The following is a 23,986-nucleotide window of genomic DNA, read 5'->3' on the forward strand; positions in this document are numbered from 1 at the left end:
GGTGTATTTGATTTTTACGACAAAATTCGTCATAATGAAAGAATAGCACGATGTGATAGGAGAATGTAGCGATGAAAAATGATGATTATAAGACTGACTTTGAAGAGCACAGGAAGGAAATCGGTCTAGACGATGGTCATGAGGTTAGCAAGCTTCCATCGCGTAGCGAATTGCATAGGAAAGGTCGTAAACCTAAAAAGAAATCCAGCCATACGATGATTAATGTTATTCTTGGGTTATTCACACTTATTCCGGTACTCATTTTAGTGTATATTATTTCCGATTTTTATACTCCGGGTGATCGTACGTCAGCAAAAGGTGGGGAAACCGGCACGCTCTTTGAAATGAACAGTGAAAAGCCAGTTGAAAAAACTGCCGATGCTGATAAAGACGATGAAAAAAATGCAACTAGTAATGAGGACGAAAAGAGTGCTGTGAAAACTGAAGCTGAAGCAAAAGTTGAGGAGAAGCCAGTATCTAAACCAGTAGTGAATGTCAATCCAACACCAGAAAAGAAACCAGAAGTAAAAGTAGAAACGAAGCCGGAGAAGAAACCGGAAGTAAAACCGGAGTCTAAACCAGTAGCAAAAACGCATACGGTTGGTAGTAATGAAAACCTTTATCGTATTTCTTTGAAATATTATGGTAACGGTGGAGGCGTCGAAAAAATCAAAAGCGCAAACGGCTTAACATCGAATGAAATTGGGGTTGGACAGCGACTTGTCATTCCTTGAGGAATAGCAGTATGAACAAGGCGAAGTATAGATTCTTTGCCTTTTTCTTATGATAATAGGGAAATCTGGGTTTTTTGACACGGAACTGTGTCAAGCTCCAAGCGCCAGACGTTCGGGTCATAAGTGAGCCCGGCTAATCGGCAAAAGAATGCCGCTTCGCCGGTCCGCCCTAAGCCTGTCGCATCTACATGGCACTTTGCGCTTATCTTATGAAGGGTGGGCATGATTACGGTTAATAAAATGATATGGTCATCTGTTTCGCTGATGATTGGATTTTTAATATATATGTTTATGAGTGCTAGAAGACGGAATGTTATTTACCATAATATGAATGTTGCGTCTGATAGTCAGGCTGACAAAAAAATGTCGGTATTTTTCATTTCAGATATCCATCGGCGTAAAATCGATGATAAATTGCTGGCGAAAGTTCAATCTGCCCATGATATCGATATTGTTATCATTGGCGGTGATCTAGCTGAAAGAGGAGTACCACTAGTACGGATAGCTGAAAATATCCGTAAGTTAGCGCAATTGGGACCGTTATTTTATGTTTGGGGTAATAATGACCGTGAAGTTGGAGAAGAAGAAATGCGAGAGATTATTACTCGTTATGGCGGGAAAATCCTTGACAACGAAAGTAGTGTTATTCCTGGACATCCGCGTTGGGGTATAGCTGGAACGGACGATCCGTCAAGTCGTAATGTCGATATTGACTCGACCCTCCGTGTTGTCAGTCAGTATGACAATGTTATTTTGGTCACGCATACGCCTTCGCTTTTTAGGAAAGTGGAGCAGTTATATGAGCCTCGATTGATGCTTGCGGGGCACACACATGGCGGACAAATTCGAATCGGGAAATACGGTCTACAGGAAAAAGGATCGTTCCGATTGAAGAAGGGTAGAGCGAAGCTAATCAGTAATGGATACGGCACGTCTACGTTGCCACTGAGGCTTGGTGCGGCGCCTGAATGTCACGTCATCGTCATAAATTATGGAGAAGTGTACTAAAGGAGTGTATTAAATAAAATGATACAAAAAGATGTAATAGTAGTAGGGGGAGGTCCATGTGGCCTGTCAGCAGCAATAGAGCTGCAAAAACAGGGACTGGATGTTCTAGTTATCGAAAAGGGCAATATAGTCAATTCGATTTATCATTATCCGACGCATCAGACGTTTTTTAGTTCAAGTATGAAGTTGTCTATAGGGGATATTCCATTTATCACGGCTATAGATAGACCGAAGCGGAATGACGCACTTGTTTATTACCGGAAAGTTGCGGAACTGAAAGAAATTCCTATTAATAGTTTTGAAAAGGTAGAGGATGTTGCGAAAATAAGTACGGGATTCCGTGTTTTGACGGATAAAGACGAGTATTTAGCAACCAATGTGGTAATTGCGACTGGCTATTACGACAATCCAAATCAACTCGGTATTGAAGGGGAGGACCTCCCGAATGTCTTCCACTATTTTGAAGAGGCACATCCTTACTTCAGAAAAAAAGTGGTTGTAATTGGAGGAAAGAACTCTTCCATCGATGCTGCTCTCGAATTGGAACGTGCTGGGGCACTGGTTTCAGTTGTTTACCGCGGTTCCGATTATTCACCAAGTGTTAAGCCCTGGATTTTACCTGGTTTCGATAGCCTTGTTCGTAGTGGTGAAATTGCCATGCATTTTAATGCGGATGTTGTCAAAATCACGGATGCTTCCGTCACGATTGATATCGCAGGGGAATTGTTTGACATTGAAAATGATTATGTCTTCGCAATGATTGGCTATCATCCCGATCACACTTTCCTAAAAAAGGTTGGTATTTCGATTGAAGAAGAAAGCGGTCGCCCTTCTTTTGACGAAGAAACAATGGAAACGAATGTCGAAGGGCTCTTTATTGCAGGTGTTATTGCTGCGGGGAACAATGCCAATGAGATTTTCATCGAAAATGGTAAGTTTCATGGTGAAATAATTGCGCGTACGATTGATGCAAAACAAAATAGTGTAAAATAAAAGCTACCCTTCAATCTAGGAAAACAGGTTGAAGGGCAGCTTTTTGACATTTACATCTACAACAATTTTACTTCGTACAAAGTTCGAGTAATAGTTTTAAGCGTGCTTTTTGGCCACTTAGCCCGTGTTCAAAGCGCACACCCATATCTTTCAGCATCTTACCTCCGCCTTCATACGCATAAATATCCTGTGCAATCCCATTGAAGCATCGGGAAACTAGGATGACTGGAAGACCTTCAGAAAGTAGACGTCTGATTCCGCCGACCACATCAGGTGGGACGTTCCCTTGGCCTAGTCCTTCAAGTACGACACCGTCATAGCCAAGAGAAGATATCGAAACAAGCAAGTCGGATTCCATTCCGGCATAGATTTTAAACATGGCTACTTTTTTGTTGATGGACACGACAGGGAGATAGGTTCTTGATAATGGTGCATGGTGGAAATGAATGGCTGACTTCGTTACAATGCCGATGGGTCCATATTGCGGACTTTGAAAAGTAGAGACACTGCTGCTATGTGTTTTCGTCACATTCGTCGCTGTGTGGATTTCATCATTAAGTACGACGAGTACCCCTTTACCGTTTGCATCGTCTGCTGCGGCAACTCTGACAGCTGACATCAGGTTATAGACGCCGTCCGATCCAATTTCATTGGAAGAACGCATTGCACCCGTCAATACAATTGGGATATTGAAATTTGTTGAGAGTTCAAGGAAATACGCTGTCTCTTCAAGCGTGTCTGTGCCATGTGTAATGACAATACCATCAAAGGAATTATTCTCCGTCAGACGGGAAATCAGCTCTTCGAGTTCAAGCATTCGTGCTGGTGTAATATGTGGAGAAGGTAAATTAAAAGCTTCCACTTCTGTTATGTTGGCGAATTGCTGGATGTTGTCTATTTCTAATGCGAGTGGATTTGCCGCACTTAACATTACTCCGCCGGTTTTGGTATCCAGTTCCATTGAGATCGTACCGCCTGTATGAACAAGCAGAATGTTTTTCTTCATAGTAGTTCCTCCTGTTTAAGGGAAATCATGGTATAATAAAGCAAAATGGGGGCCGGCCGATGTTCATATTGTTCACTGTAGCGATTGCGCCGGGATTGGCGCTCTTTAGCTATTTTTATTTGAGAAAACAGATTGCGAAAGAACCATCACTTACATTATTTCATACATTCATATACGGCGCTATCATGACTTTTCCGATAATGTTTATCCAACACGTATTTGAAGAGGAAAACATCTTCTCCCACTTTTTCATTCGGAATGTTATTTTTACAAGTGGACTTGAGGAGTTCTTTAAATGGCTCATCCTGTTGCTTGCCATTTATAGGCATGTTGAATTTGAAGATGCATACGATGGGATCTTATATGGTGCCAGCGTGTCATTAGGTTTTGCGACGGTTGAAAATATTATTTATCTACTTACATTTGGAGCGGACACCGCATTTCTTCGGGCTTTATTGCCGGTTTCCAGTCATGCACTATTCGGTGTAGTAATGGGCTATTATTTTGGCCGAGCAAAATTCGCAGTAGAATCAAACATCAATATGTATTTGTTTCTAGCATTCCTTGCCCCATATAGTCTTCACTTCATCTATAACGGCATCCTCGCTGTAGATAATCTCTGGCTCTATCTGATTATTCCTTTCATGCTGTTTCTTTGGTGGTTTGGCTTAACTAGAGTTAAATATGCACATACGTTCGCAATGCAGCAATTCAGACGCAAAGCACGAACAAACACAAAATGATTCAGCTTTTGCTGGATCATTTTTTATTTGTTAATAATATTGCTGATTTTGGACAAACTATAGAAAAAGGAGGAATGAAAGTGAAAAAACTGGTCATCCGTATGATAACAATCATCTTGCTCCTTGGATGTGCTTATGCAACCTCACCTGTCCAAATTAAAGCATTCAGTTCCCAAAATGTCGCACGCGGCGCATTTGGAGATGATGTAATCGAGCTGCAGTCGAGACTTCAGTATATTGGTTATTACACTGGGACGATTGATGGAACATTTGGCTATGGAACCTATTGGGCATTGCGCAATTTCCAAGAGAAGTATGGACTTCCGGTAGACGGAATTGCAGGATTGAAGACTCGGAAAAAATTGGTGGATGCATCACAGTATGATGAGAAGTTCGTAAAAGATAATTTGAATAAAGGGAATAAGTTCACGTATTACGGAAGTAAACCGCTTGCATCTCAGGTAGGTCAAGGAGCGGGTAAAACGGAAAATATCCAATTGCCAGCAAAATATTCGGATCAGGATCTTAAGCTGATGGCGAATGCTGTCTATGGTGAGGCAAGAGGAGAACCGTACGAAGGGCAAGTTGCAGTAGCTGCAGTCATATTGAACCGGGTTGAACATCCAGATTTTCCAGATACAGTTGGCGGTGTCATCTTTCAACCGCTTGCTTTCACAGCGGTCGCTGACGGACAAATTTGGTTAACACCGAACGAACGGGCAAAAGAAGCCGTTCTCGATGCTATTAATGGATGGGATCCTTCCGAAAATGCAATTTACTACTTCAATCCAATTACAGCGACGAGCAAGTGGATTTGGTCACGACCTCAAATTAAAAAAATTGGTTTGCATATATTTGCCAATTAATCAATACGGAAAAGTATTGAAAACTAGTGATAAAGGAGGGGAGGCGGAATTTTCCGGAAACAACGAAAGTTTCCGGCGATATTTTGCCGAAATATGAAAAAAATGATTTTTGTATTAGTGTACTCAATAGCAGCACTTTCAATCTTTTCTTACGGTAAAGCAGCTGAAAATGAACAATTATCTATCGCACTAAGTGGACAATACGCCAGTAAAATGACAGATGCATCGGAGAAACTGGAAGAATTGGATAATGCGGTGAAAAAGACTTTATTATTTAATGAGGCGGATGGATCCTCAAAAGCGCGAGATGACATTTGGCGTCTGTCATCCGATATTAAAAACTCTGTATCTTCATTACCTATGGATCCAAGCTTTTCAACATCGTGGTTGAATTATCTTGGACGTCTTGGTAATTATGCCAAGGAAGCAACTCGTGTAGCCGATAACGTCGAATATCACCGGGTTATGGAGCTGGCTTCTAAGAACCTTCGCTCAATGGCGGATGAGTGGCAAGTGGCAACTGCGGGCATGGTAAGTGGGAATTTATCGATAGACGGTTGGAAAAAGAGATTGGATGTTGCTGATTCAGGCCATGATTGGACCGCTATGGGTACTAGTGTTAAACAGTATACGGAGAGTGATTTCCCACTGACAGCAAGTGAGTCGGATTCTATGAAGAAAAAAGATTTGAAAAATATTGCGGATCCTGAAGTGACTCGTGAAGAGGCCATAGCTGAGTTCAAAAAACTTTTTCCACACCTATCTAATGAGACTATCGGTGTAGAAATGAGCCAACCAGGCTCACCTTATCCGTTTTATCACATTCGTTTTGCCGAAGCTGAGTCAGTCGGTTATATTGATATCACGGAAAAAGGGGGGCATGTCCTTTCATTCCTTACAGAAAGGCCATTTGGCAAGGAGATTCAGCCATTTGACGAACTTAAAAAGAAAGCAGAGACGTTTTTAAAAGATGCAGGTTATAAGGACCTTGTTTACGAGGAAGCAAGGGAAAATAATACGGCTTGGCATATGGTATTTGTCAGAGTAGAACCGGAATATGGAGCGAAAGTATTTTCAGATGTAATCCATTTAAAGATTGCAAAAGATAATGCGGGCATCGTTGGTCTGGATGCTTCCGAGTATATTCGGAAAGAGAAGACTGAACGACAGCCGATCACGAAGAAGAATTGGAAGACATTTTTCCATTCGGGCGTCGAAATTGTCAAAGAAGAATATGCATATGTTGAAAATGATCGGTTAGAACAAAGGCTAACGCATTATTTGACAGTTACGATAAATGAGAATGAGCAAATAGGCACATATGCAGTAATCGTCGATACGGAGACCTCTGAAGTGATCAAAACCGAGAAATTACAGTAAAATGAAGTGTAAATAGTCATTGGAATTTCCATCCCGTCATGACATAATAGTATCTATGAATAGCGACACGCGCCGATAGCGCCTGAAGCTAGACCATATGACATAGGGATGGCGGGTGCTTTAATATGCTACTTTCGATTGGGACGATTATTGTTATCGATAAAGACTTTACAAAAGATAGCGAAAAGTTCAAAAGTAAAGTGGTTGATATAGGAGACGGTTTCGTAATGATTGACTACCCAAGCCATATTGAGACGGGACGGACAGCATTTTTTATGGATGGCACGCAGTTGCACGTTACATTCATAGATAGTATGAAAATGTCTTATGCTTTCCGGACTGAAGTGAGCGGCCGCCTTAATAAGGGAATTCCAATGATTAAATTATCCTATCCTGGTGATGAACAGCTTATCAAGATTCAACGACGTGAATTTGTACGGGTAGAATCAGCAATTGATATTGCTGTTGAGAAAGATGGACGCTTCAGCCAGTTTGTGGCGGCAGACCTTAGCGCAGGCGGAGTCGCGCTAACTCTCCTTAACCCCGACACTTTCAAAGAAGACGAGCTGTTATCGCTGACCATCGTGCTACCTTTCATGAACCGTGAAATTAAATATGTCAAAGCTGATGCACGGGTTATAAGGGTTTTTGAGAAAGATGGCAGACTAATTGCCTCATTACAATTTGAGACAATCAATCAAGTTGAGCGTCAATACGTTATCCGATTCTGTTTTGAACGGCAGTTGCAAATGAGAAATGAAAAATAGAATTTAGTTGGGGGAAGTCTGTGCGAATGAGACTTTTCCCTTTTTAATTGTCCAAACTCCAGCCAGTTAACCAAGGCGCTTACGCTTTTCTTGGTGTCTAGACTTCAGGCGCCAGCCGCTTGGACCATAAGCAATCCAGCTATGTGGCAAAGAGCGCCACGTCGCTGGATTGACTTATGCCTGTCGCGTCTAAACGGCGCCTTCCGCTTTTCTTGGTGTCTAGACTCTAGGCGCCTAGACCCTGGGCCCACAGGACGTGGGTCATGCAGCTGTTGCGACAGGATGTCGCGATCCTAAGCTGCCTTCCTCTGTCGCTTCAGTCCTTAAGTTAAAGGCAAAAAGCGCCTTTATCTTAAGGCCCTCCAGCGCTTTTCGGGTCTACCCAGGCGCTTACGCTTTTCTTGTGATACAATATTGTCTAATTGACTACGGGGGTAGATGAAATGGCATTAGAGATAAAAATCGCGATTGATGGTCCGGCTGCGGCTGGAAAAAGTACAATTGCTAAAATTACAGCTGAAAAATTGGGTTATACGTATATCGATACGGGTGCTATGTACCGAGCACTAACGCATAAAGCGTTAGTTCACAACATAAATACTAGTGATGGACAAGAACTTGAAAAGTTATTGGAAGAGACGGAGATAGTTCTTAGGCCGTCTATAAACGGTCAAGCGGTCATTGTAGATGGTAAAGACGTAACAGAAGACATCCGTTCACAATTAGTGACGGCTTCTGTATCCTCTGTCGCTACTCATATGGGTGTCCGTCAGCTGATGGTTGATAAACAGCGGATTCTAGCTATAGGTGCGGGTGTTGTAATGGACGGGCGCGATATCGGGACGGCCGTCCTGCCGGATGCGGAACTAAAGATTTTCATGACAGCCTCTGTTGAGGAGAGAGCGATGAGACGTCATATTGAAAACGAAAAACGTGGCTTCACAACGTCTCTTGAACAATTGAAAGCTGAAATTGCTGAACGTGATCGCGCGGATAGTGAAAGAGAAGTGTCTCCACTCAGACAAGCGGAAGATGCTGTTCTTATCGATACGACTTCGATGTCAATTACAGATGTGGCGGAAAAAATCAGTGAACTTGCAGAAAAGAGGATGAACTTATGAACTTATATCCACTTGGTAAAATGCTCTGCAGTGCAATATTTTATCCGTTATATCGCATTAAAGTAATTGGTGCGGAGAACTTCCCGAAAGAAGGGGGTGTTCTGCTTTGCACGAATCACATCGATAATGTCGATCCTCCGGTTGTCGGTAGTACTTGTCCTAGGCCTGTTCACTTCATGGCAAAAGAAGAGTTATTCAAAATGCCATTGCTAAAAAGTATTCTTCCGCAAGTGAATGCATATCCTGTGAAACGGGGTATGAGTGACAGGGAAGCATTCCGGAATACATTGAAAATCCTTAAATCGGGAAAAGTTGTCGGGATGTTTCCAGAAGGAACGAGAAGTAAGACGGGTGAACTTGGTAAAGGGCTTGCAGGCGCAGGATTCTTCGCGCTGAAGGGTGGCGATGCGGTCGTTATGCCTTGTGCAATTATAGGGCCTTACAAAGTGTTTAGAAGATTGAAAGTTGTCTATGGTAAACCGTTAGATCTGACAACTTATCGTGAAAGTCGGACTTCAGCTGAAGACATGACAGAGATCATCATGAGTGAAATTCAAAAACTTATCGAACAAAATAAATAAGATAAGGGTAATTTTTTGTTATTTTGAATAGATTCGAATAATATAGAAGTAGGATTCTTTATGAAGGAGGACTACATAATGACTGAAGACATGAACTTAGAAGCAGCGAACATCTACAATGAAGGTGACCGTGTTACTGGGAAAGTGACTAAAATCGAAGAAAAGTCTGTGACAGTTGAAATTGCGGGAGCACCTTTTGATGGTGTTATTCCAATCAGCGAACTATCGAGCCTTCACATTGAAAAAGCTGAGGATGCAGTTGCAGAAGGCGATGAAATTGAACTGATTATCACGAAAGTGGAAGAAGATAATTATGTCCTTTCAAAACGTAAAGTCGATGCAGAAGATGCATGGGGTTCTCTTGAAGAGAAATTCAATAATAAAGAAACAATCGAAACAGAAGTAAAAGACGTTGTTAAAGGCGGACTAGTTGTTGACCTTGGTGTACGTGGTTTCATTCCGGCATCACTTGTCGAAGATTATTTCGTCGAGACTTTTGAAGAGTATAAAGGTCGTTTGATGACATTTAAAATTGTTGAAATGGATAAGGAAAAAAATCGTTTAATTCTTTCTCATCGTGCAGTTATCCAAGAAGAAAAAGCATCACAAAAAGGTGAAGTTTTGGATAATCTCAAAGAAGGTGAAGTACTGGAGGGGACTGTTCAACGTCTTGCAACATTCGGTGCTTTTATTGATATCGGTGGCATTGATGGACTTGTTCATATATCTCAACTTTCTCATGATCATATCGAGAAAGTTTCAGACGTTCTAAAAGAGGGCGACAAAGTGAATGTGAAGATCCTTTCAATCGACCGTGATTCAGAACGAATTTCACTATCCATCAAGGATACATTGGCTGGTCCGTGGGAAGGAATTGAAGAGAAGGCTCCTAAAGGATCTAAGTTTGAGGGGACTGTGAAACGTCTCGTCTCATATGGTGCATTTGTAGAAGTGTTCCCTGGCGTCGAGGGCCTTGTCCATATTTCGCGTATTTCCCACCAACACATCGGTACTCCGCATGAAGTGTTGAAAGAAGGTCAAAAAATCAATGTCAAAGTACTAGAAGTCAATACGGATGATAAACGTCTATCTTTAAGCATTAAGGATCTTATTGAAAAAGAAGACAATAACTCTTATGGAAATTATGAGATGCCAGAAGAAGCATCAGGTTTTTCACTGAGTGATGTCATCGGAGATCAGCTGAAGAACTTTTCAACTAAAGACTGACTAAGAAATGTTGTTTAATTTACTCGATGTGACTAATTTGTGAACATAATGAACGAGAATTTGAAAAGATGATGATGCCCCTTGTGGGCATCATCATCTTTTTTGTTGCATAGGAAATGATACTATTCCAGATCCCGGCATAATTAATAACGTAGGAATTGTCATAGGGGTTGTCTAAATAGTTACATATAATAGTAAGCAAGGTATTTTCTTGTCGGCGTGATAAGTGGGGGATTAGTAAGAGGCCTTTATTCCGCCGACAGGGCTTTAGTAAAAAAAGAAGGTGAATAATATGCCATATACAATAATCAACAACTACATTCCGACGTCTCTTTATCCTCTGAAAGCGACGTATCCGATGACGCCGGAATACATCACCATCCACAATACAGCCAATGATGCGACGGCAATAAACGAGATTGCTTTCATGACGCGGAACACGACTGCGACGTCGTATCATGTGGCAATCGATGATAAACATGCAGTGCAAGCTATCCCGTTTACACGCAACGGTTGGCACGCTGGGGATGGTCAAGGGGCAGGTAATCGGAAATCCATAGGGATTGAAATCTGTTACTCACAATCAGGCGGTCCAAAGTATGTTAATGCGGAAGCGAATGCCGTCGACTATATAGCACGCATACTTAAGCAATACAGCTGGGGTATAGATCGTGTTAAATGGCATCGGGATTGGAGTGGTAAAGAATGTCCGCACCGTATCATAGATGAGGGGCGTATGACGACCGTTCGCAATGCCATAGTTAAACGTCTGGCAGAATTGAATATCCCAACGCTACCAAAGGAGGATGTACGCATGTTTAATCCAAGCTCAGCAACGTTAAAAGTTGCTTATGAACAATACTTGTCGGATGCCGTAAAAGAAGGTTTAATTTCCGACAAATGGTTAACGGACTTTAGGGCAGGTAAGTTGTCACTAGATGATGCACTCGCACTAAAAGTCTTTATTGACCAGCGCAGATGAGGTAATTAAGGTAGGTAAGATCAAAAGGCGGTAAATCCATCAAGGACAGTCGTCATTTTCAAAAGAAAAGAACGTATAAGTTTTTCATCGGAGCGGTGTCTAGATTCCAGCGCCTAGCCTACCTTTCTCTTAAGGCTTTCCAGTGCTTTTTCGGTCTACCAAGCGCTTGTGCTTTTCTTATTTGTCATAATAAGAACGTTCGCTCCATATGTTGGTGGAAAGGGAGGGAATGAGTGTGCGTAATCAATTGGTCAAGTCGATGAAGTATAATGAGTCATTAGATATGATGTACCAGGCGAATGACGGTCAAATTAGTAAGAGGCGAATAAGGGTGCTAGATGTCGGTGAGGTATCGTTCAGAGCATACTGTTTTCTGCGTAAGTCGAATCGTACGTTTACAAACGACAACGTGTTGGCGCTTGTTCCCGTCATCATAAAAGAAAGATCCGTGATCTAACAGTAGACGTTTACAGATTGTAGTATGAAGTGTTGCGCTATTAATAGAAGAAATAAATTTAAAATTCGCAAAGTATAGCGCGGCAGGTTTCATTTACGCTGTGCGAAAATCAGTAGCAGCGATAGTGGATATGCGGAAAATTAATCGGTAATAATAAGAAAGAGCGACTTCTCAGAAATGGGATAGTCGCTCTTTCGATTATTAATACGAATTGTAGGACTTACTTCATTTTCAAAGTTCTCAAAAAGCCCCACATACAAATAGTTTAGCCTTGCGGAAGTTAAATTCACATAAAAATGATATACTGTCGTAGTGTGACAAAGACAGTGTATACAGTTATAAATGTGCCTGTTTAGACGTGTTAATGATTATTGTGTATAATATGCAGAAGATAAGCTGGAAGGATGTTAGATTATGAATAAACCAACAGTAGCGATCGTCGGTAGGCCGAACGTCGGGAAATCGACAATATTTAACCGAATCGTTGGTGAACGAATTTCAATCGTAGAAGACGTTGCGGGTGTTACGCGTGACCGTATTTACAGCTCCGCAGATTGGCTCGCACATGAGTTCAACCTTATTGACACAGGAGGAATCGATATTGGAGATGAGCCTTTTCTTGAGCAAATCCGATTACAAGCGGAAATTGCAATAGACGAAGCGGACGTTATCATTTTCCTTGTGAATGGTCGTGAAGGGGTAACAGATGCTGATGAGCAAGTTGCCAAGATCTTGTACAAAACGAAAAAACCTATCGTACTTGCTGTAAACAAAGTTGATAATCCAGACATGCGGGACATGATTTATGATTTCTATTCTCTTGGATTCGGAGAACCGTATCCGATTTCTGGTGCACATGGACTAGGTTTAGGGGATTTGCTTGATGCAGTAGCGAATGATTTCCCAGAACCAGGTGCTGAAGAAATTGAAGATGATGTCATCCGGTTTTCGTTAATTGGGAGACCTAACGTTGGTAAATCATCGCTTGTCAATGCATTTTTAGGTGAGGAACGGGTCATAGTTAGTGACATACCTGGAACAACAATAGATGCTATCGATACGGCTTATGAATATGATGGACAGAAGTATAAAATTATTGATACTGCTGGTATGCGTAAAAAAGGGAAAGTGTATGAAAATGTGGAGAAATATGCTGTTCTTCGTGCACTAAAAGCGATTGATCGCTCTGATGTCGTTCTTATCGTTATCAATGGTGAAGAAGGCATACGTGAGATGGACAAGCGCATCGCCGGCTACGCAGAAGATGCTGGAAAAGGCGTCATGTTTGTTGTTAATAAGTGGGATGCTGTCGAAAAAGATGATAAGACGATGAACAAGTTTATTGCGGATATCCGTGATAATTTCCTATTCCTCGATTACGCACCGATCGCTTTTGTTTCAGCAAAAACAAAACAGCGTGTTAATACGTTGTTTGAAAAAGTTAAATTAATTAATGAGAACCATGCACTACGTATTCAGTCAAGTGTCTTGAACGAAGTGATTGAAGATGCTGTTGCAAGAAACCCTGCACCTAATAATAAAGGACGCAGATTGCGTATTTATTATGCTACGCAAGTAGCTGTTAAACCGCCAACTTTTGTCGTCTTTGTGAACGATGTAGAAATCATGCACTTCTCTTATGAACGCTTTTTACAAAACCGTCTTCGGGAGTCATTTGGCTTCGAAGGAACTCCGATCAGGATTATTACTCGGGCAAGAAGCTGATCGACGTTACGGGAGAAAGGATGTCTGTATGAAATGGAAAAAGTAACTGTTATCGGAGCCGGAAGCTGGGGAACGGCGATTGCTTTTGTTCTTGCTGAAAATGGTCATGATTGCTTACTTTGGGCGAGGCGTTCTGACCAGTCCGCTGAAATTAACGAAAATCATACAAATAAGTCATATTTACCAAGTATTTCTTTACCTATTAATTTGAAAGCAACATCAGATTTGGAAGCGGCGGCGATGCATAGTGATACTGTCATCATCGCTGTTCCAACCAAGGCGATTCGTGATGTCTGTTCTGAACTGAATGCAATGGCGATTAGCCCTAAATTAATTGTCCATGTTTCAAAAGGTATTGAACCAGATTCGTTAAAACGAATCTCAGAAATGATTTCAGAAGAGCTAGATTCCTCGAAAACAAAGGCTATTGTTGTTCTCTCGGGTCCAAGTCATGCTGAAGAAGTTGTTCTGCGTCATCCGACGACAGTAACGGCTGCATCATTCGATTTGGAAGCGGCAGAAAAGATTCAGGACCTATTTATGAACCATTATTTCCGTGTCTATACAAATCCGGATATAGTTGGTGTGGAAATCGGAGCTGCGCTTAAAAATGTAATTGCATTGGCAGCCGGTATTTCTGATGGACTAGGTTATGGTGATAATGCCAAAGCTGCGCTTATTACGCGCGGATTAGCGGAGATTTCAAGACTTGGCGTGAAAATGGGTGCGAATCCACTTACATTTTCAGGTCTAACAGGTCTCGGCGATTTGATTGTTACATGTACGAGTGTTCATTCGCGCAATTGGAAAGCGGGCAATATGCTCGGAAAAGGGAATAGTCTAGACGAGGTCGTATCAGGCATGGGTATGGTCATCGAAGGTGTACGGACGGCTAAAGCGGCACATCAGCTTGCAGCCCAGCACGGAGTCTCTATGCCGCTCACAGAGGCACTGTACTCCATACTATTTGAAGGAATACCGCCGAAACAAGCTGTGGACCAACTTATGAACCGTATGAAGAAGCAGGAAGTTGAAGATCTCTTCGGCAACCGTTGACTCTGTAATTCAAAAAGACTTGTGAAAAACGTCTTCAGATTACGTTGCTAGCCTCCCCCTCCGCTCCACACGTATAAAAGCCAGCACATTACGTGCAAGCGAGGGACTTGGGGCTATGCTCACTGGTCCTTTTCTTCTGTCTTTTAAATACTGAATATACGAAAGGAGGACTTCCTTTGTCCTCGATGGATAAAATGTGGCTGTCGTTCTATGCGATGGGATTCATGGTTATTTCCATGGGTCTTATTTATGTGAGTCGGCATAAGCTTCAAAATAAAGTTTTGAAATTACTATTTGCTATAATAGCCTATTCTTTATTAATCTTCTCGTTTTTTGCGATGATTTATCTCGTATTTAATGGGCCGACAGGAGGGGCATGATGACTATGTCAGTAAAAAAAATCGGGCTACTCTTCATATCTTCCTTGGTTTTTGTTCTATCTGGATGTATGTACCCATCCGAAAAAACAACTGGACAGGAAATCCCCTATGCTGATCAGCTGGAATCAATGCAAAAAGCGGTTGATGCTTATCAGCAAAATTCGGGAGGATTATTGCCTATCAAAACACGTGACCTTGAAACGGATATTTACATCAAATATCCCATTGAGTTCTCCAAAGTTGTACCAGCTTACACGGAAAAAATGCCTTCAAATGCGTATGAAACTGGTGGGATCTATCAATATGTGTTGATAGACGTTGAAACGACTCCCACGGTAAAGCTTGTTGATTTGCGCTCAGCGGAACATATTCGCGATTTAAACCTAAGGAAAAACGTCAATGGTCGAGCTCCATTCAAGGAGTCCGTGGGTGACCATGTCTATACAGTCGATTTCGAAGCAATGGGCTTTAAAGAGCCGCTGACGGTTCCTAGCCCCTATTCAGATGCAATCTTACCGATTGTTATCGGTGGGGATGGTGTTTTTTACATCGATTATTCGATTGACTTAAACCGAATGTTGCAAGAAAAGCCCCAGACCGTTAAACCAGGCGAGGATATTCGTCACCTTTTAACGGATAACTATCCCGTTTTACCTGCTTATTCATTACCTTATACAGTGAATGCAGACAACGAACCAATATTCATGAACAAATCAAAATGAAAAACGTTTCATGCCACGTGCATGAAACGTTTTTTTTTTACATAAACTAATATGCGCATCTAAAGGAGGACGATAGAATGAAAGAGGAATTATATGAAAATCTGGCTAGACGCACAGACGGTGATATTTATATCGGTGTCGTCGGACCTGTTCGTGTAGGGAAATCTACGTTCGTGAAAAGAGTTATGGAAGAAGTCGTTATTCCAAATATGACGGAAGCATCGGATCGAATTCGTGCGCAGGATGAGCTTCCTCAGAGTTCACCAGGCTCAGTTATTATGACATCAGAACCGAAATTTGTGCCCGCCCAAGGGACTTCGGTATCTGTAGGGGATGGTGAGCTGAAGTTTCAAATCAGGCTTGCAGATTGCGTTGGCTATGTGATAGACGGCGTAAAAGGCTATGAAGATGAGAATGGCCCGAAATTGGTTCACACGCCATGGCACAACGAACCGATACCGTTTGAAGAAGCGGCGCGTATTGGTACGGATAAGGTGATTCGTGATCATTCTACGATTGGTATTCTTGTTACAACGGATGGAACAGTAAACAATATTCCGCGGGCAGCAGCACAAGTTGCTGAAGAGGAAATCGTTAATAAGTTGAAAGATATTGGTAAGCCTTTTGTTATTGTTCTGAATTCTAAAATGCCGGCCAATGACAGAACGATCGCATTAAAACAGGAACTACATGAAAAATATGGGGTTCCTGTCATTGCGATAAGTGCTGATCAGTTAAACGCACAGGAAATTCAACTTATTTTAAAAGAAGCATTGTACGAATTCCCGATTTCTGATATTGAAGTCCAAAAACCAGATTGGATGGAAGTGCTCGGAAGTGAACATGAACTGAATGCCAACATCGACAGAGTGATTAATGAGGGGTTTTTGGGTGTATCAAAAATCCGTAAAATACAGGAGTTGGCAGAAAGTTTAAAAGATGAAAAATATGTTAGGCATGCAGAAGTCGTTGAAGTAGATGCTGGTAAAGGAAAAGCAATCGTGAAAATTACTATGGATGAACAGGCTTTCCGTGAAATTTGTGAAGGAATTATGGGACAGGAAATCGGCTCGAAAAAAGACTGGTTGTTGTTTGTTCAGGAAGCGGCCAAAGCGAAAAAGTCGTATGACATGTACTCGGAAGCAATCGATACAGCTAGAAAGCAAGGCTACGGTGTTGCTCTTCCGACAATTGAGGATTTCAATCCTTCTGCACCGGAACTTATCAAACAGAACAACTTTTTCGGCGTTCGCATGAAAGCAACAGCACCGTCGCTTCACATTATTCGGGTTGATATGGAAGCCGAATTTTCTCCATTAATCGGTTCCGAATTTCATAGCCATCATTTATTAAAAGAATTAAAGAATGCTTATTTGCATGATAGAGAGGCATTATGGGAAACACAGCTATTCGGAACACCGCTCCATGAAGTCATGAAAGAAAGCATTCGTTTCAAAACAGCTTCTGTTCCGATTAAAGCAAGAAAACGTCTGCGGGAGACGATTGAACAGATGGTGAATGATGGAAATAAAGGCATGATTACATTTATCGTCTAAAGGAAAAAGATCCGTCAAAAGCGGATCTTTTTCCGTTTTTTTAGCTAAAAGTGCATGATATTAGCGATTACGCGATAATATTGTTGCGTCAGGGATTTTCTTGTGATACTCTTTTTACAGTATTAGAAGCTAGCTAATGCCCTTTGAGAGGAGGTGAATGGTGTGAATAAAACAGAATTGATTACCTCTGTAGCTGAAGCAGCAGAACTAACTAAGAAAGATGCTACAAAAGCTGTCGAAGCTGTATTCGATACGATCCAATCTACTCTTGCAAGTGGTGAGAAAGTACAATTGATCGGTTTCGGTAACTTCGAAGTACGTGAGCGTGCAGCTCGTAAAGGACGTAACCCGCAATCTGGGGAAGAGATCGATATCGCTGCAAGCAAGGTACCAGCTTTCAAAGCAGGTAAAGCGCTTAAAGACGCAGTGAAATAATTCTCAAGTTTACATAGAAGTCCGTCCGTCGTATCTAATTCATTAGATACTTGGGGCGGACTTCTTTCCATTTTTATCTTATTGTCCAATGTAGAGTGAACGAACTGTACGGAAATGGGCGAGTATGCTACTATTTTTGTTGGAATAGCTTTATTTCCGATTGGGAGGTTTCGAATGATGAATGTTGTCGATTATGAGAAAATAGAGAAGGCAGTTTCAATGATCTTGGAAGCAGTCGGTGAAGATCCCGAGCGTGAAGGGCTGATAGATACTCCAAAGCGTGTCGCAAAAATGTACGCTGAGGTATTTGAAGGTTTGAATAAAGACCCTAAGGATTATTTCAAAACAGTGTTCCATGAAAATCATGATGAAGTAGTTCTTGTAAAAGATATACCGTTCTACTCGATGTGTGAACATCACCTTGTACCGTTTTTTGGGAATGCGCATATTGCATACATACCGCGTGATGGAGTTGTTGCTGGCCTGAGTAAATTAGCGAGAGCCGTCGAAACGACTGCCAAAAGGCCACAACTTCAAGAACGTATCACATCCACAATTGCGGAAGCGATGATGGAAATGCTAAATCCAATTGGTGTCTACGTAGTGATCGAGGCGGAACATCTGTGTATGACGATGCGAGGCATCAAGAAACCAGGCGCGAAGACAGTGACTACAGTTGCGCGTGGTATTTACGAACAGGACGATGTGAAACGGGCTGAGATCCTATCACTTATTAAGATGTCTTGAAGCCTTTGCGAGTAACGCCTTTTCTATGATATGATAAGACCATAAAAGAATAGACAGGAGAGGTGAAAATGACACAAACCGACTATATCGTTATAAAAGCGAAAGAAGACGGCGTGAACGTAATCGGTCTGACACGAGGAAACGATACGAAGTTTCATCATACGGAAAAATTAGACCGTGGTGAAGTGATGATCGCACAATTTACTGATCATACGTCAGCAATGAAAATACGTGGCAAAGCTGACGTTCATACCGCATACGGTGTCTTGTCAAGCGAAGGGAAAGACTAATTCGTATTTGACACACTTTTCCGTAGACGTCTTTGAATGGAGATTCGACGATGGAAACCCAAAAAATTAAACTGCATATCGAAAATTATATAGGTGAAGTAGAGAATGCAATTCGCGAGCCGATTGTGGATAGAGATGTTGGTCAAATAACAATCGATGCTGTAAAAGCCTTTATTCTCCTGTTGCCAATGTTGAACGGGGAAAGGTGGAACAATCGTTTACATACAGCGTCAATCGCAGTTGGTGCTGTTCACGCTGCTTTTGATGCGCATGATTCGATTAATGTATCTGACGCTACATCAAAGCAACAGCAACTTACTGTTTTGTCGGGGGATTATTTCAGCGGAATCCATTATCGGCTACTCGCATCTCTGCCTGAATTTGGTTTCATCCGTTCCTTGTCTGAAACAATTGGACAAATCAACGAGACAAAAACGATTTTTCACGACCAATTACCAAATGGACCTGAAAAGTTGATTGAAACAGTTAGAATCATCGAAGCAGGGTGTATAACTGATTTTTTATATACATTCGGATTTGCACAATATGTCCCGCTAGCCAGTGCAGCATTGTCGCTTTTATGGTTTGAAGAAGGGAGTGCTGAATGCAATTCTATTTCGGATAAGCGTTCACGCCGCACAATGAATGTTGCTGATGCGGATCATGCGGTTTTTCAGCTTCATGCTGAAATGCAGGAAGCACTTGATGCAGCCGATTATCTGCAGCCTTTTTTACAGCGAAAAATCCGTAACCTAGTGACACCACTAATTGGTAAACTGAATTGAAGAAAAGAGGTATAACTCTTGTCGATATCAAAAGAACAGAAAGTCCACACCGTTTTTGAAAAAATATCCGTCGATTACGATAAGATGAATTCCGTGATCAGTTTTAACCAACATAAGAAATGGCGCGATGACATCATGTCACGCATGAACGTCCACGAAGGTGCTCGTGCATTGGACGTGTGTTGTGGAACTGCTGATTGGACAATCGCTATTGCAGAGGCGACAGGTGCCTCTGGGCATGTGACAGGACTCGATTTCAGTGAAGGCATGTTAGAAGCCGGCCGACCGAAAGTTGCAGCATATCCAACTATTACGCTTGTACAAGGGAATGCGATGGAATTGCCGTTCCCTGACGACTCGTTCGATTTTGTTACAATTGGTTTCGGATTGCGTAACGTACCGGATTATTTAACAGTATTAAAAGAAATGAATCGTGTCTTAAAGCCTGGTGGAATGATTGCATGTCTAGAAACTTCTCAATCTGAACTTCCAGGCTACAGGCAATTATTCCGATTTTATTTCAATTTCATCATGCCCGTTCTCGGGAAAATTTTTGCGAAAAGTTACAAAGAATATTCATGGCTTCAAGAATCGGCAAATGATTTTCCAGGGATGAAACAACTGGCCCAGCTATTTACGGAAGCGGGCTTCACTGAAGTGTCCTTTAAGTCATACAGTGGCGGCGCCGCGGCTGGTCACGTTGGATATAAACAATAAAGACAGCAGGGGAAGGTAATCGTTTTGGAGAAATTGAAGTTATTGTCACTTTATGGTGATTTTCGAAAGGATCTCGCTTATATAGAAAAGGAACTTGAACGATCCCTCAATTCATCTTCCCCTATCATTCGGCAAGCATCACTTCACCTGCTTCGTGCGGGTGGAAAAAGGATTCGACCTATTTTTGTTATCCTGTCATCCAAGTTTGGCAACTATTCGTTGGAGGATGTGGCAAAGGTAGCTGTCTCACTTGAGCTTGTCCATATGGCGTCTCTTGTCCATGATGATGTTATCGATGATTCAGATATGCGTCGTGGCCTCGAAACAGTAAGGGCGCGTTGGGATAACAGAATTGCGATGTATACGGGGGACTTCATCTTTTCACGTGCACTTACATCGATAGGTGAGATTGAAATTCCTGCTATTCATCAGCTACTTGCAGAGACTATGCTTGAAATTTGTAAAGGTGAAGTCATCCAGATTGATCATCAGCGAAAAACCAATCAGACGATTCGGGATTATTTGCGCCGCATTAAACGAAAGACCGCACTTCTCCTGTCCTCCAGTTGTGAACTTGGTGCGCTTGTTTCAGGAGCGGACCCTGCGAATGTAAGGAAATTGCGTCGCTTCGGTTATTTTGCAGGCATGGCTTTTCAAATTGTCGATGATATTCTTGACATTACATCAACGGATGAAGAGCTTGGAAAACCGGCAGGCAGTGATCTGTTGAATGGTCATCTGACTTTGCCCATCCTATACATAAAAGACGATGTGAATTTCCAACCTTATATGAAGCGGTCGTTTGACGGGACTTTAACGGAATCTGATCGTGAAGAAATGTTGACTTATATTCGCGGAACAGAGGCCATTCAGATGGCGCAAGCTGTGAGCGATTTGTATTTGCAAAAAGCAATGGATGAAATAAATGAGTTGCCTGATGGTGATGCAAATGCTAAAAAGGCATTCATGCAAATATCTGCTTTCATTGGCAGACGTAAGTATTAGTGCATTAACAGTTGAAAAATCAGGCATCGGGTGGTACGATCGAAAAGGAGAAATCCTGATACATATATAAGAAGGAGTGTTAAATATGGAAAGAACATTTTTAATGGTTAAACCAGACGGCGTACAACGTAATCTAATCGGTGAAATCGTGGGTCGTTTCGAAAGTAAAGGTTTCCAACTTGTAGGCGCTAAGCTTATGACAATTTCACAAGAACTTGCTGAGCAACACTACGGCGAACATAAAGAGCGTCCTTTTTTCGGCGAGCTTGTTGATTTCATCACATCAGGTCCTGTATTCGCAATGGTTTGGGAAGGCGAAAACGTTATCTCAGTTGGCCGTCTAATGACAGGCGCAACGAACCCGAAAGAATCTGCACCTGGAACAATCCGCGGTGACTTCGCTGTTACTGTTGGCAAAAACATCATTCACGGTTCAGATGCTCCAGAATCAGCTGTTCGTGAAATCGGTCTTTTCTTCAAGGAAGAAGAACTTGTTACTTATGACAAATCAATGAACAACTGGATCAATTAATTACCTTAAACAGCCCTGCGAATTTCGCTAGGCTGTTTTTGTTCTTTCGAAATGGGTTCCAATCCGTTATAATAGTAAGAATATATGAACGGGGGGGACGCAGGTTGCCGGATTATGCTGTATTTATTGGAAACGTCAAGAAAAAGACGGGTATCGATCTGTCACTTTATAAAGAAGCACAGATGAAAAGAAGACTCACTTCTCTATATGAGAAAAGAGGGTACCGAAATTTTATAGAGTATTATGAAGCTATACATAATGATAAAGAGCTACTTGAGGAATTCCTTGATCGGATGACCATCAACGTTTCTGAATTCTACCGCAATGCCCAGCGCTGGGACGTGCTGGAAAAGAAGATATTCCCCAAGCTCCTTGCTCAAAGTAAAAAACTGAAGATTTGGAGTGCTGCCTGTTCCACGGGTGAAGAACCATATTCGATCGCGCTTGTTTTATTATCGCATGTGCCACTGCGTGATATATCAATCTTGGCGACTGATCTGGATTTAGGTGTAATTGAACGGGCGAAAGTCGGTTTATACCCTGAAAGAGCTTTGAAGGAAGTGCCTGCCTCAATCGTGAAACAGCACTTTGTCAATGAAGGTCATTTTTATCAGGTGAAGGATGACATCAAACGGACTGTGACATTTAAGCAACAAAATTTGTTAGAAGACCGATACGATACAGGGTTCGATTTAATTGTTTGTCGCAATGTAATGATTTACTTCACAGAAGAAGCGAAAGATCAGATTTACACGAACTTCTCCAAGTCGCTGAAACAGGGTGGGATTCTTTTTGTGGGAAGTACAGAACAGATTTTCAATCCTTCAAAATACGGATTAGAATCAGAAGACACATTCTTTTATAGGAAAATTTAAAATATCCGGATAACTTTCCGGATATTTTTAATATAAACATATAGTCAAAAGCATCTTACTTTGGTAGAGTGCTATAAAACGAATGTTAATCCATTCGTCGGAGGAGGAAATGGAATGAGATATTTCACAGCCGGTGAATCACACGGTCCGCAACTAACAGCAATCATTGAAGGGCTACCTGCTCAAATGGAATTGACTGCTGAAATGATAAATGGGGAACTTTCAAGGCGTCAAGGTGGACATGGGCGCGGAAGACGTATGCAAATAGAAAAAGATCAGGTTGTCATTTCATCAGGTGTCCGCCATGGTAAAACACTTGGGTCACCGGTGACGTTGACGGTTGTTAATGATGATTGGAAGCATTGGACATCAATTATGGGGGTAGAACCACTCGCTGATGATGTTAAGCCAGAAGATGTGAAACGACAAATAACGCGTCCAAGACCAGGTCATGCAGATCTTGTGGGCGGCATGAAATACGGTCATCGAGATTTGCGCAACGTTCTAGAACGATCGTCCGCGCGTGAGACGACGATGCGTGTGGCAATCGGTGCGGTCGCAAAACAGTTCCTACGCGAACTGGGTATCGAAACTGTCGCACATGTAACAGAAATTGGGGGATTCACAACAAATCCAGATACATATGCAGGAAAAGGGACGGAAGAGCTCCGCAATATCATCGAGAATGACCCTGTCTACTGTGCAGACCCTGAGGCTTCAAAACTGATGGTACAAGCCATTGATGATGCGAAAGGCCGTGGAGATACAGTTGGAGGCGTCGTAGAAGTGGTTATTGAAGGATGTCCACCTGGAATCGGGAGCTATGTTCAATTTGATCGGAAGATGGACGGGAAGCTCGCGGGAGCGATGATGAGCATCAATGCGTTTAAAGGTGTTGAGATTGGACTCGGGTTTGAAATGGCAAAAATGCCAGGCAGTAAAGTGCATGATGAAATTGCGTGGAGTGAAGAACTAGGCTATTTCCGTAAATCAAACCGATTGGGTGGCCTTGAAGGCGGAATGACGACAGGTATGCCGATTGTAGTCAGGGGCGTTATGAAACCTATCCCTACCTTGTACAAGCCGCTTGAAAGTGTCGATATTGATACGAAAGAACCGTTTGTTGCAACAATCGAACGTTCGGACCCTTGTGCGGTACCCGCAGCTTCTGTTGTAGCAGAACATGTCATTGCAACTGAGATGGCGAAAGCCATTATGGAAGAATTCCGTTCGGACACAATGGACGGTCTAAAAAAGGATATTGAAGAATATAGACGGTATGTAAAGGAGTTTTAA

The 23,986-nt window shown here is 42.0% G+C and carries 27 protein-coding genes; 26 read left to right on the forward strand and 1 reads right to left on the reverse strand.

Annotation, left to right across the window (positions count from 1 at the left end):
- Nucleotides 1-71 precede the first annotated feature (71 nt).
- The 3 genes from MKZ26_RS01045 (at nt 72) to MKZ26_RS01055 (ending at nt 2,735) form a co-directional block, all read left to right on the forward strand.
- Nucleotides 72-734, forward strand: coding sequence for a LysM peptidoglycan-binding domain-containing protein (locus MKZ26_RS01045; RefSeq protein WP_340763909.1), 663 nt, complete (start codon nt 72-74; stop codon nt 732-734).
- Nucleotides 735-956: 222 nt separating this feature from the next.
- The gene (locus MKZ26_RS01050; protein WP_067210420.1) at nt 957-1,742 is read left to right on the forward strand and encodes a metallophosphoesterase; all 786 of its coding nucleotides are present in this window, start codon (nt 957-959) and stop codon (nt 1,740-1,742) included.
- A gap of 18 nt (nt 1,743-1,760) precedes the next feature.
- Complete coding sequence (locus MKZ26_RS01055; RefSeq protein WP_340763911.1) at nt 1,761-2,735, forward strand: YpdA family putative bacillithiol disulfide reductase; 975 nt, start codon at nt 1,761-1,763, stop codon at nt 2,733-2,735.
- Between the two features lie 67 nt (nt 2,736-2,802).
- Here the strand turns inward: MKZ26_RS01055 and MKZ26_RS01060 are convergent, their stop codons facing one another.
- Nucleotides 2,803-3,741: an asparaginase gene (locus tag MKZ26_RS01060; protein ID WP_187045140.1), complete on the reverse strand. Its 939-nt coding sequence runs from the start codon at nt 3,739-3,741 to the stop codon at nt 2,803-2,805.
- Between the two features lie 59 nt (nt 3,742-3,800).
- On the opposite strand from MKZ26_RS01060, the gene prsW reads away from it, so the two are divergent.
- From prsW to aroC, 23 genes are all read left to right on the forward strand, one after another.
- Complete coding sequence (gene prsW, locus MKZ26_RS01065) at nt 3,801-4,484, forward strand: glutamic-type intramembrane protease PrsW (protein WP_067210413.1); 684 nt, start codon at nt 3,801-3,803, stop codon at nt 4,482-4,484.
- A gap of 101 nt (nt 4,485-4,585) precedes the next feature.
- On the forward strand, nt 4,586-5,350 hold the full coding sequence (gene sleB / locus MKZ26_RS01070) for a spore cortex-lytic enzyme (RefSeq protein ID WP_370570005.1): 765 nt from the start codon (nt 4,586-4,588) through the stop codon (nt 5,348-5,350).
- A 102-nt stretch (nt 5,351-5,452) separates the two neighbouring features.
- Complete coding sequence (locus MKZ26_RS01075; protein WP_340763915.1) at nt 5,453-6,730, forward strand: PepSY1/2 domain-containing protein; 1,278 nt, start codon at nt 5,453-5,455, stop codon at nt 6,728-6,730.
- Between the two features lie 125 nt (nt 6,731-6,855).
- A complete protein-coding gene (locus tag MKZ26_RS01080; RefSeq protein ID WP_340742321.1) occupies nt 6,856-7,497 on the forward strand; it encodes a flagellar brake protein in 642 nt (213 codons plus the stop codon).
- A gap of 443 nt (nt 7,498-7,940) precedes the next feature.
- On the forward strand, nt 7,941-8,618 hold the full coding sequence (gene cmk / locus MKZ26_RS01085) for a (d)CMP kinase (RefSeq protein ID WP_340763916.1): 678 nt from the start codon (nt 7,941-7,943) through the stop codon (nt 8,616-8,618).
- Nucleotides 8,615-9,199 carry a lysophospholipid acyltransferase family protein gene (locus MKZ26_RS01090; RefSeq protein ID WP_067210403.1) on the forward strand — a complete coding sequence of 195 codons (585 nt, stop codon included), beginning with the start codon at nt 8,615-8,617 and terminating at the stop codon, nt 9,197-9,199. Before cmk ends, MKZ26_RS01090 begins: the two co-directional genes overlap by 4 nt.
- A 78-nt stretch (nt 9,200-9,277) precedes the next feature.
- On the forward strand, nt 9,278-10,426 hold the full coding sequence (rpsA, locus tag MKZ26_RS01095) for a 30S ribosomal protein S1 (protein ID WP_340763918.1): 1,149 nt from the start codon (nt 9,278-9,280) through the stop codon (nt 10,424-10,426).
- A 292-nt stretch (nt 10,427-10,718) separates the two neighbouring features.
- Nucleotides 10,719-11,408, forward strand: a complete 690-nt coding sequence (locus MKZ26_RS01100) for a peptidoglycan recognition protein family protein (RefSeq protein WP_340763920.1) — start codon at nt 10,719-10,721, stop codon at nt 11,406-11,408.
- A gap of 229 nt (nt 11,409-11,637) precedes the next feature.
- Nucleotides 11,638-11,865 carry a transcriptional regulator gene (locus MKZ26_RS01105; RefSeq protein WP_340763922.1) on the forward strand — a complete coding sequence of 76 codons (228 nt, stop codon included), beginning with the start codon at nt 11,638-11,640 and terminating at the stop codon, nt 11,863-11,865.
- A gap of 414 nt (nt 11,866-12,279) precedes the next feature.
- A complete protein-coding gene (der, locus tag MKZ26_RS01110; protein ID WP_067210395.1) occupies nt 12,280-13,590 on the forward strand; it encodes a ribosome biogenesis GTPase Der in 1,311 nt (436 codons plus the stop codon).
- A 33-nt stretch (nt 13,591-13,623) separates the two neighbouring features.
- The gene (locus MKZ26_RS01115; protein ID WP_338656350.1) at nt 13,624-14,646 is read left to right on the forward strand and encodes an NAD(P)H-dependent glycerol-3-phosphate dehydrogenase; all 1,023 of its coding nucleotides are present in this window, start codon (nt 13,624-13,626) and stop codon (nt 14,644-14,646) included.
- A gap of 185 nt (nt 14,647-14,831) precedes the next feature.
- Nucleotides 14,832-15,026, forward strand: coding sequence for a DUF2768 domain-containing protein (locus MKZ26_RS01120; RefSeq protein WP_370570004.1), 195 nt, complete (start codon nt 14,832-14,834; stop codon nt 15,024-15,026).
- 5 nt (nt 15,027-15,031) lie between these two features.
- Nucleotides 15,032-15,748 carry a hypothetical protein gene (locus tag MKZ26_RS01125; protein WP_340763927.1) on the forward strand — a complete coding sequence of 239 codons (717 nt, stop codon included), beginning with the start codon at nt 15,032-15,034 and terminating at the stop codon, nt 15,746-15,748.
- Nucleotides 15,749-15,825: 77 nt separating this feature from the next.
- On the forward strand, nt 15,826-17,304 hold the full coding sequence (spoIVA, locus tag MKZ26_RS01130; RefSeq protein ID WP_340763930.1) for a stage IV sporulation protein A: 1,479 nt from the start codon (nt 15,826-15,828) through the stop codon (nt 17,302-17,304).
- A 162-nt stretch (nt 17,305-17,466) separates the two neighbouring features.
- The gene (locus tag MKZ26_RS01135) at nt 17,467-17,739 is read left to right on the forward strand and encodes an HU family DNA-binding protein (protein WP_067210384.1); all 273 of its coding nucleotides are present in this window, start codon (nt 17,467-17,469) and stop codon (nt 17,737-17,739) included.
- Nucleotides 17,740-17,916: 177 nt separating this feature from the next.
- Nucleotides 17,917-18,486, forward strand: a complete 570-nt coding sequence (gene folE, locus MKZ26_RS01140) for a GTP cyclohydrolase I FolE (protein WP_067213970.1) — start codon at nt 17,917-17,919, stop codon at nt 18,484-18,486.
- A 68-nt stretch (nt 18,487-18,554) separates the two neighbouring features.
- The gene (mtrB, locus tag MKZ26_RS01145) at nt 18,555-18,776 is read left to right on the forward strand and encodes a trp RNA-binding attenuation protein MtrB (protein WP_067210381.1); all 222 of its coding nucleotides are present in this window, start codon (nt 18,555-18,557) and stop codon (nt 18,774-18,776) included.
- Between the two features lie 50 nt (nt 18,777-18,826).
- Nucleotides 18,827-19,561, forward strand: a complete 735-nt coding sequence (locus MKZ26_RS01150; protein WP_340763932.1) for a heptaprenyl diphosphate synthase component 1 — start codon at nt 18,827-18,829, stop codon at nt 19,559-19,561.
- Nucleotides 19,562-19,579: 18 nt separating this feature from the next.
- The gene (locus MKZ26_RS01155) at nt 19,580-20,278 is read left to right on the forward strand and encodes a demethylmenaquinone methyltransferase (protein WP_340742317.1); all 699 of its coding nucleotides are present in this window, start codon (nt 19,580-19,582) and stop codon (nt 20,276-20,278) included.
- A gap of 24 nt (nt 20,279-20,302) precedes the next feature.
- The gene (locus MKZ26_RS01160; RefSeq protein ID WP_067210375.1) at nt 20,303-21,283 is read left to right on the forward strand and encodes a polyprenyl synthetase family protein; all 981 of its coding nucleotides are present in this window, start codon (nt 20,303-20,305) and stop codon (nt 21,281-21,283) included.
- 85 nt (nt 21,284-21,368) lie between these two features.
- Complete coding sequence (ndk, locus tag MKZ26_RS01165) at nt 21,369-21,815, forward strand: nucleoside-diphosphate kinase (RefSeq protein WP_067210372.1); 447 nt, start codon at nt 21,369-21,371, stop codon at nt 21,813-21,815.
- Between the two features lie 104 nt (nt 21,816-21,919).
- Nucleotides 21,920-22,690 (forward strand): CheR family methyltransferase, encoded by a 771-nt coding sequence (locus tag MKZ26_RS01170; protein WP_340742316.1) that lies wholly within the window; start codon nt 21,920-21,922, stop codon nt 22,688-22,690.
- A gap of 114 nt (nt 22,691-22,804) precedes the next feature.
- Nucleotides 22,805-23,986 carry a chorismate synthase gene (gene aroC, locus MKZ26_RS01175; protein WP_340763934.1) on the forward strand — a complete coding sequence of 394 codons (1,182 nt, stop codon included), beginning with the start codon at nt 22,805-22,807 and terminating at the stop codon, nt 23,984-23,986.

The organism is Sporosarcina sp. FSL K6-6792, from assembly GCF_038004885.1.
In the GTDB taxonomy this organism is placed as follows: domain Bacteria; phylum Bacillota; class Bacilli; order Bacillales_A; family Planococcaceae; genus Sporosarcina; species Sporosarcina psychrophila.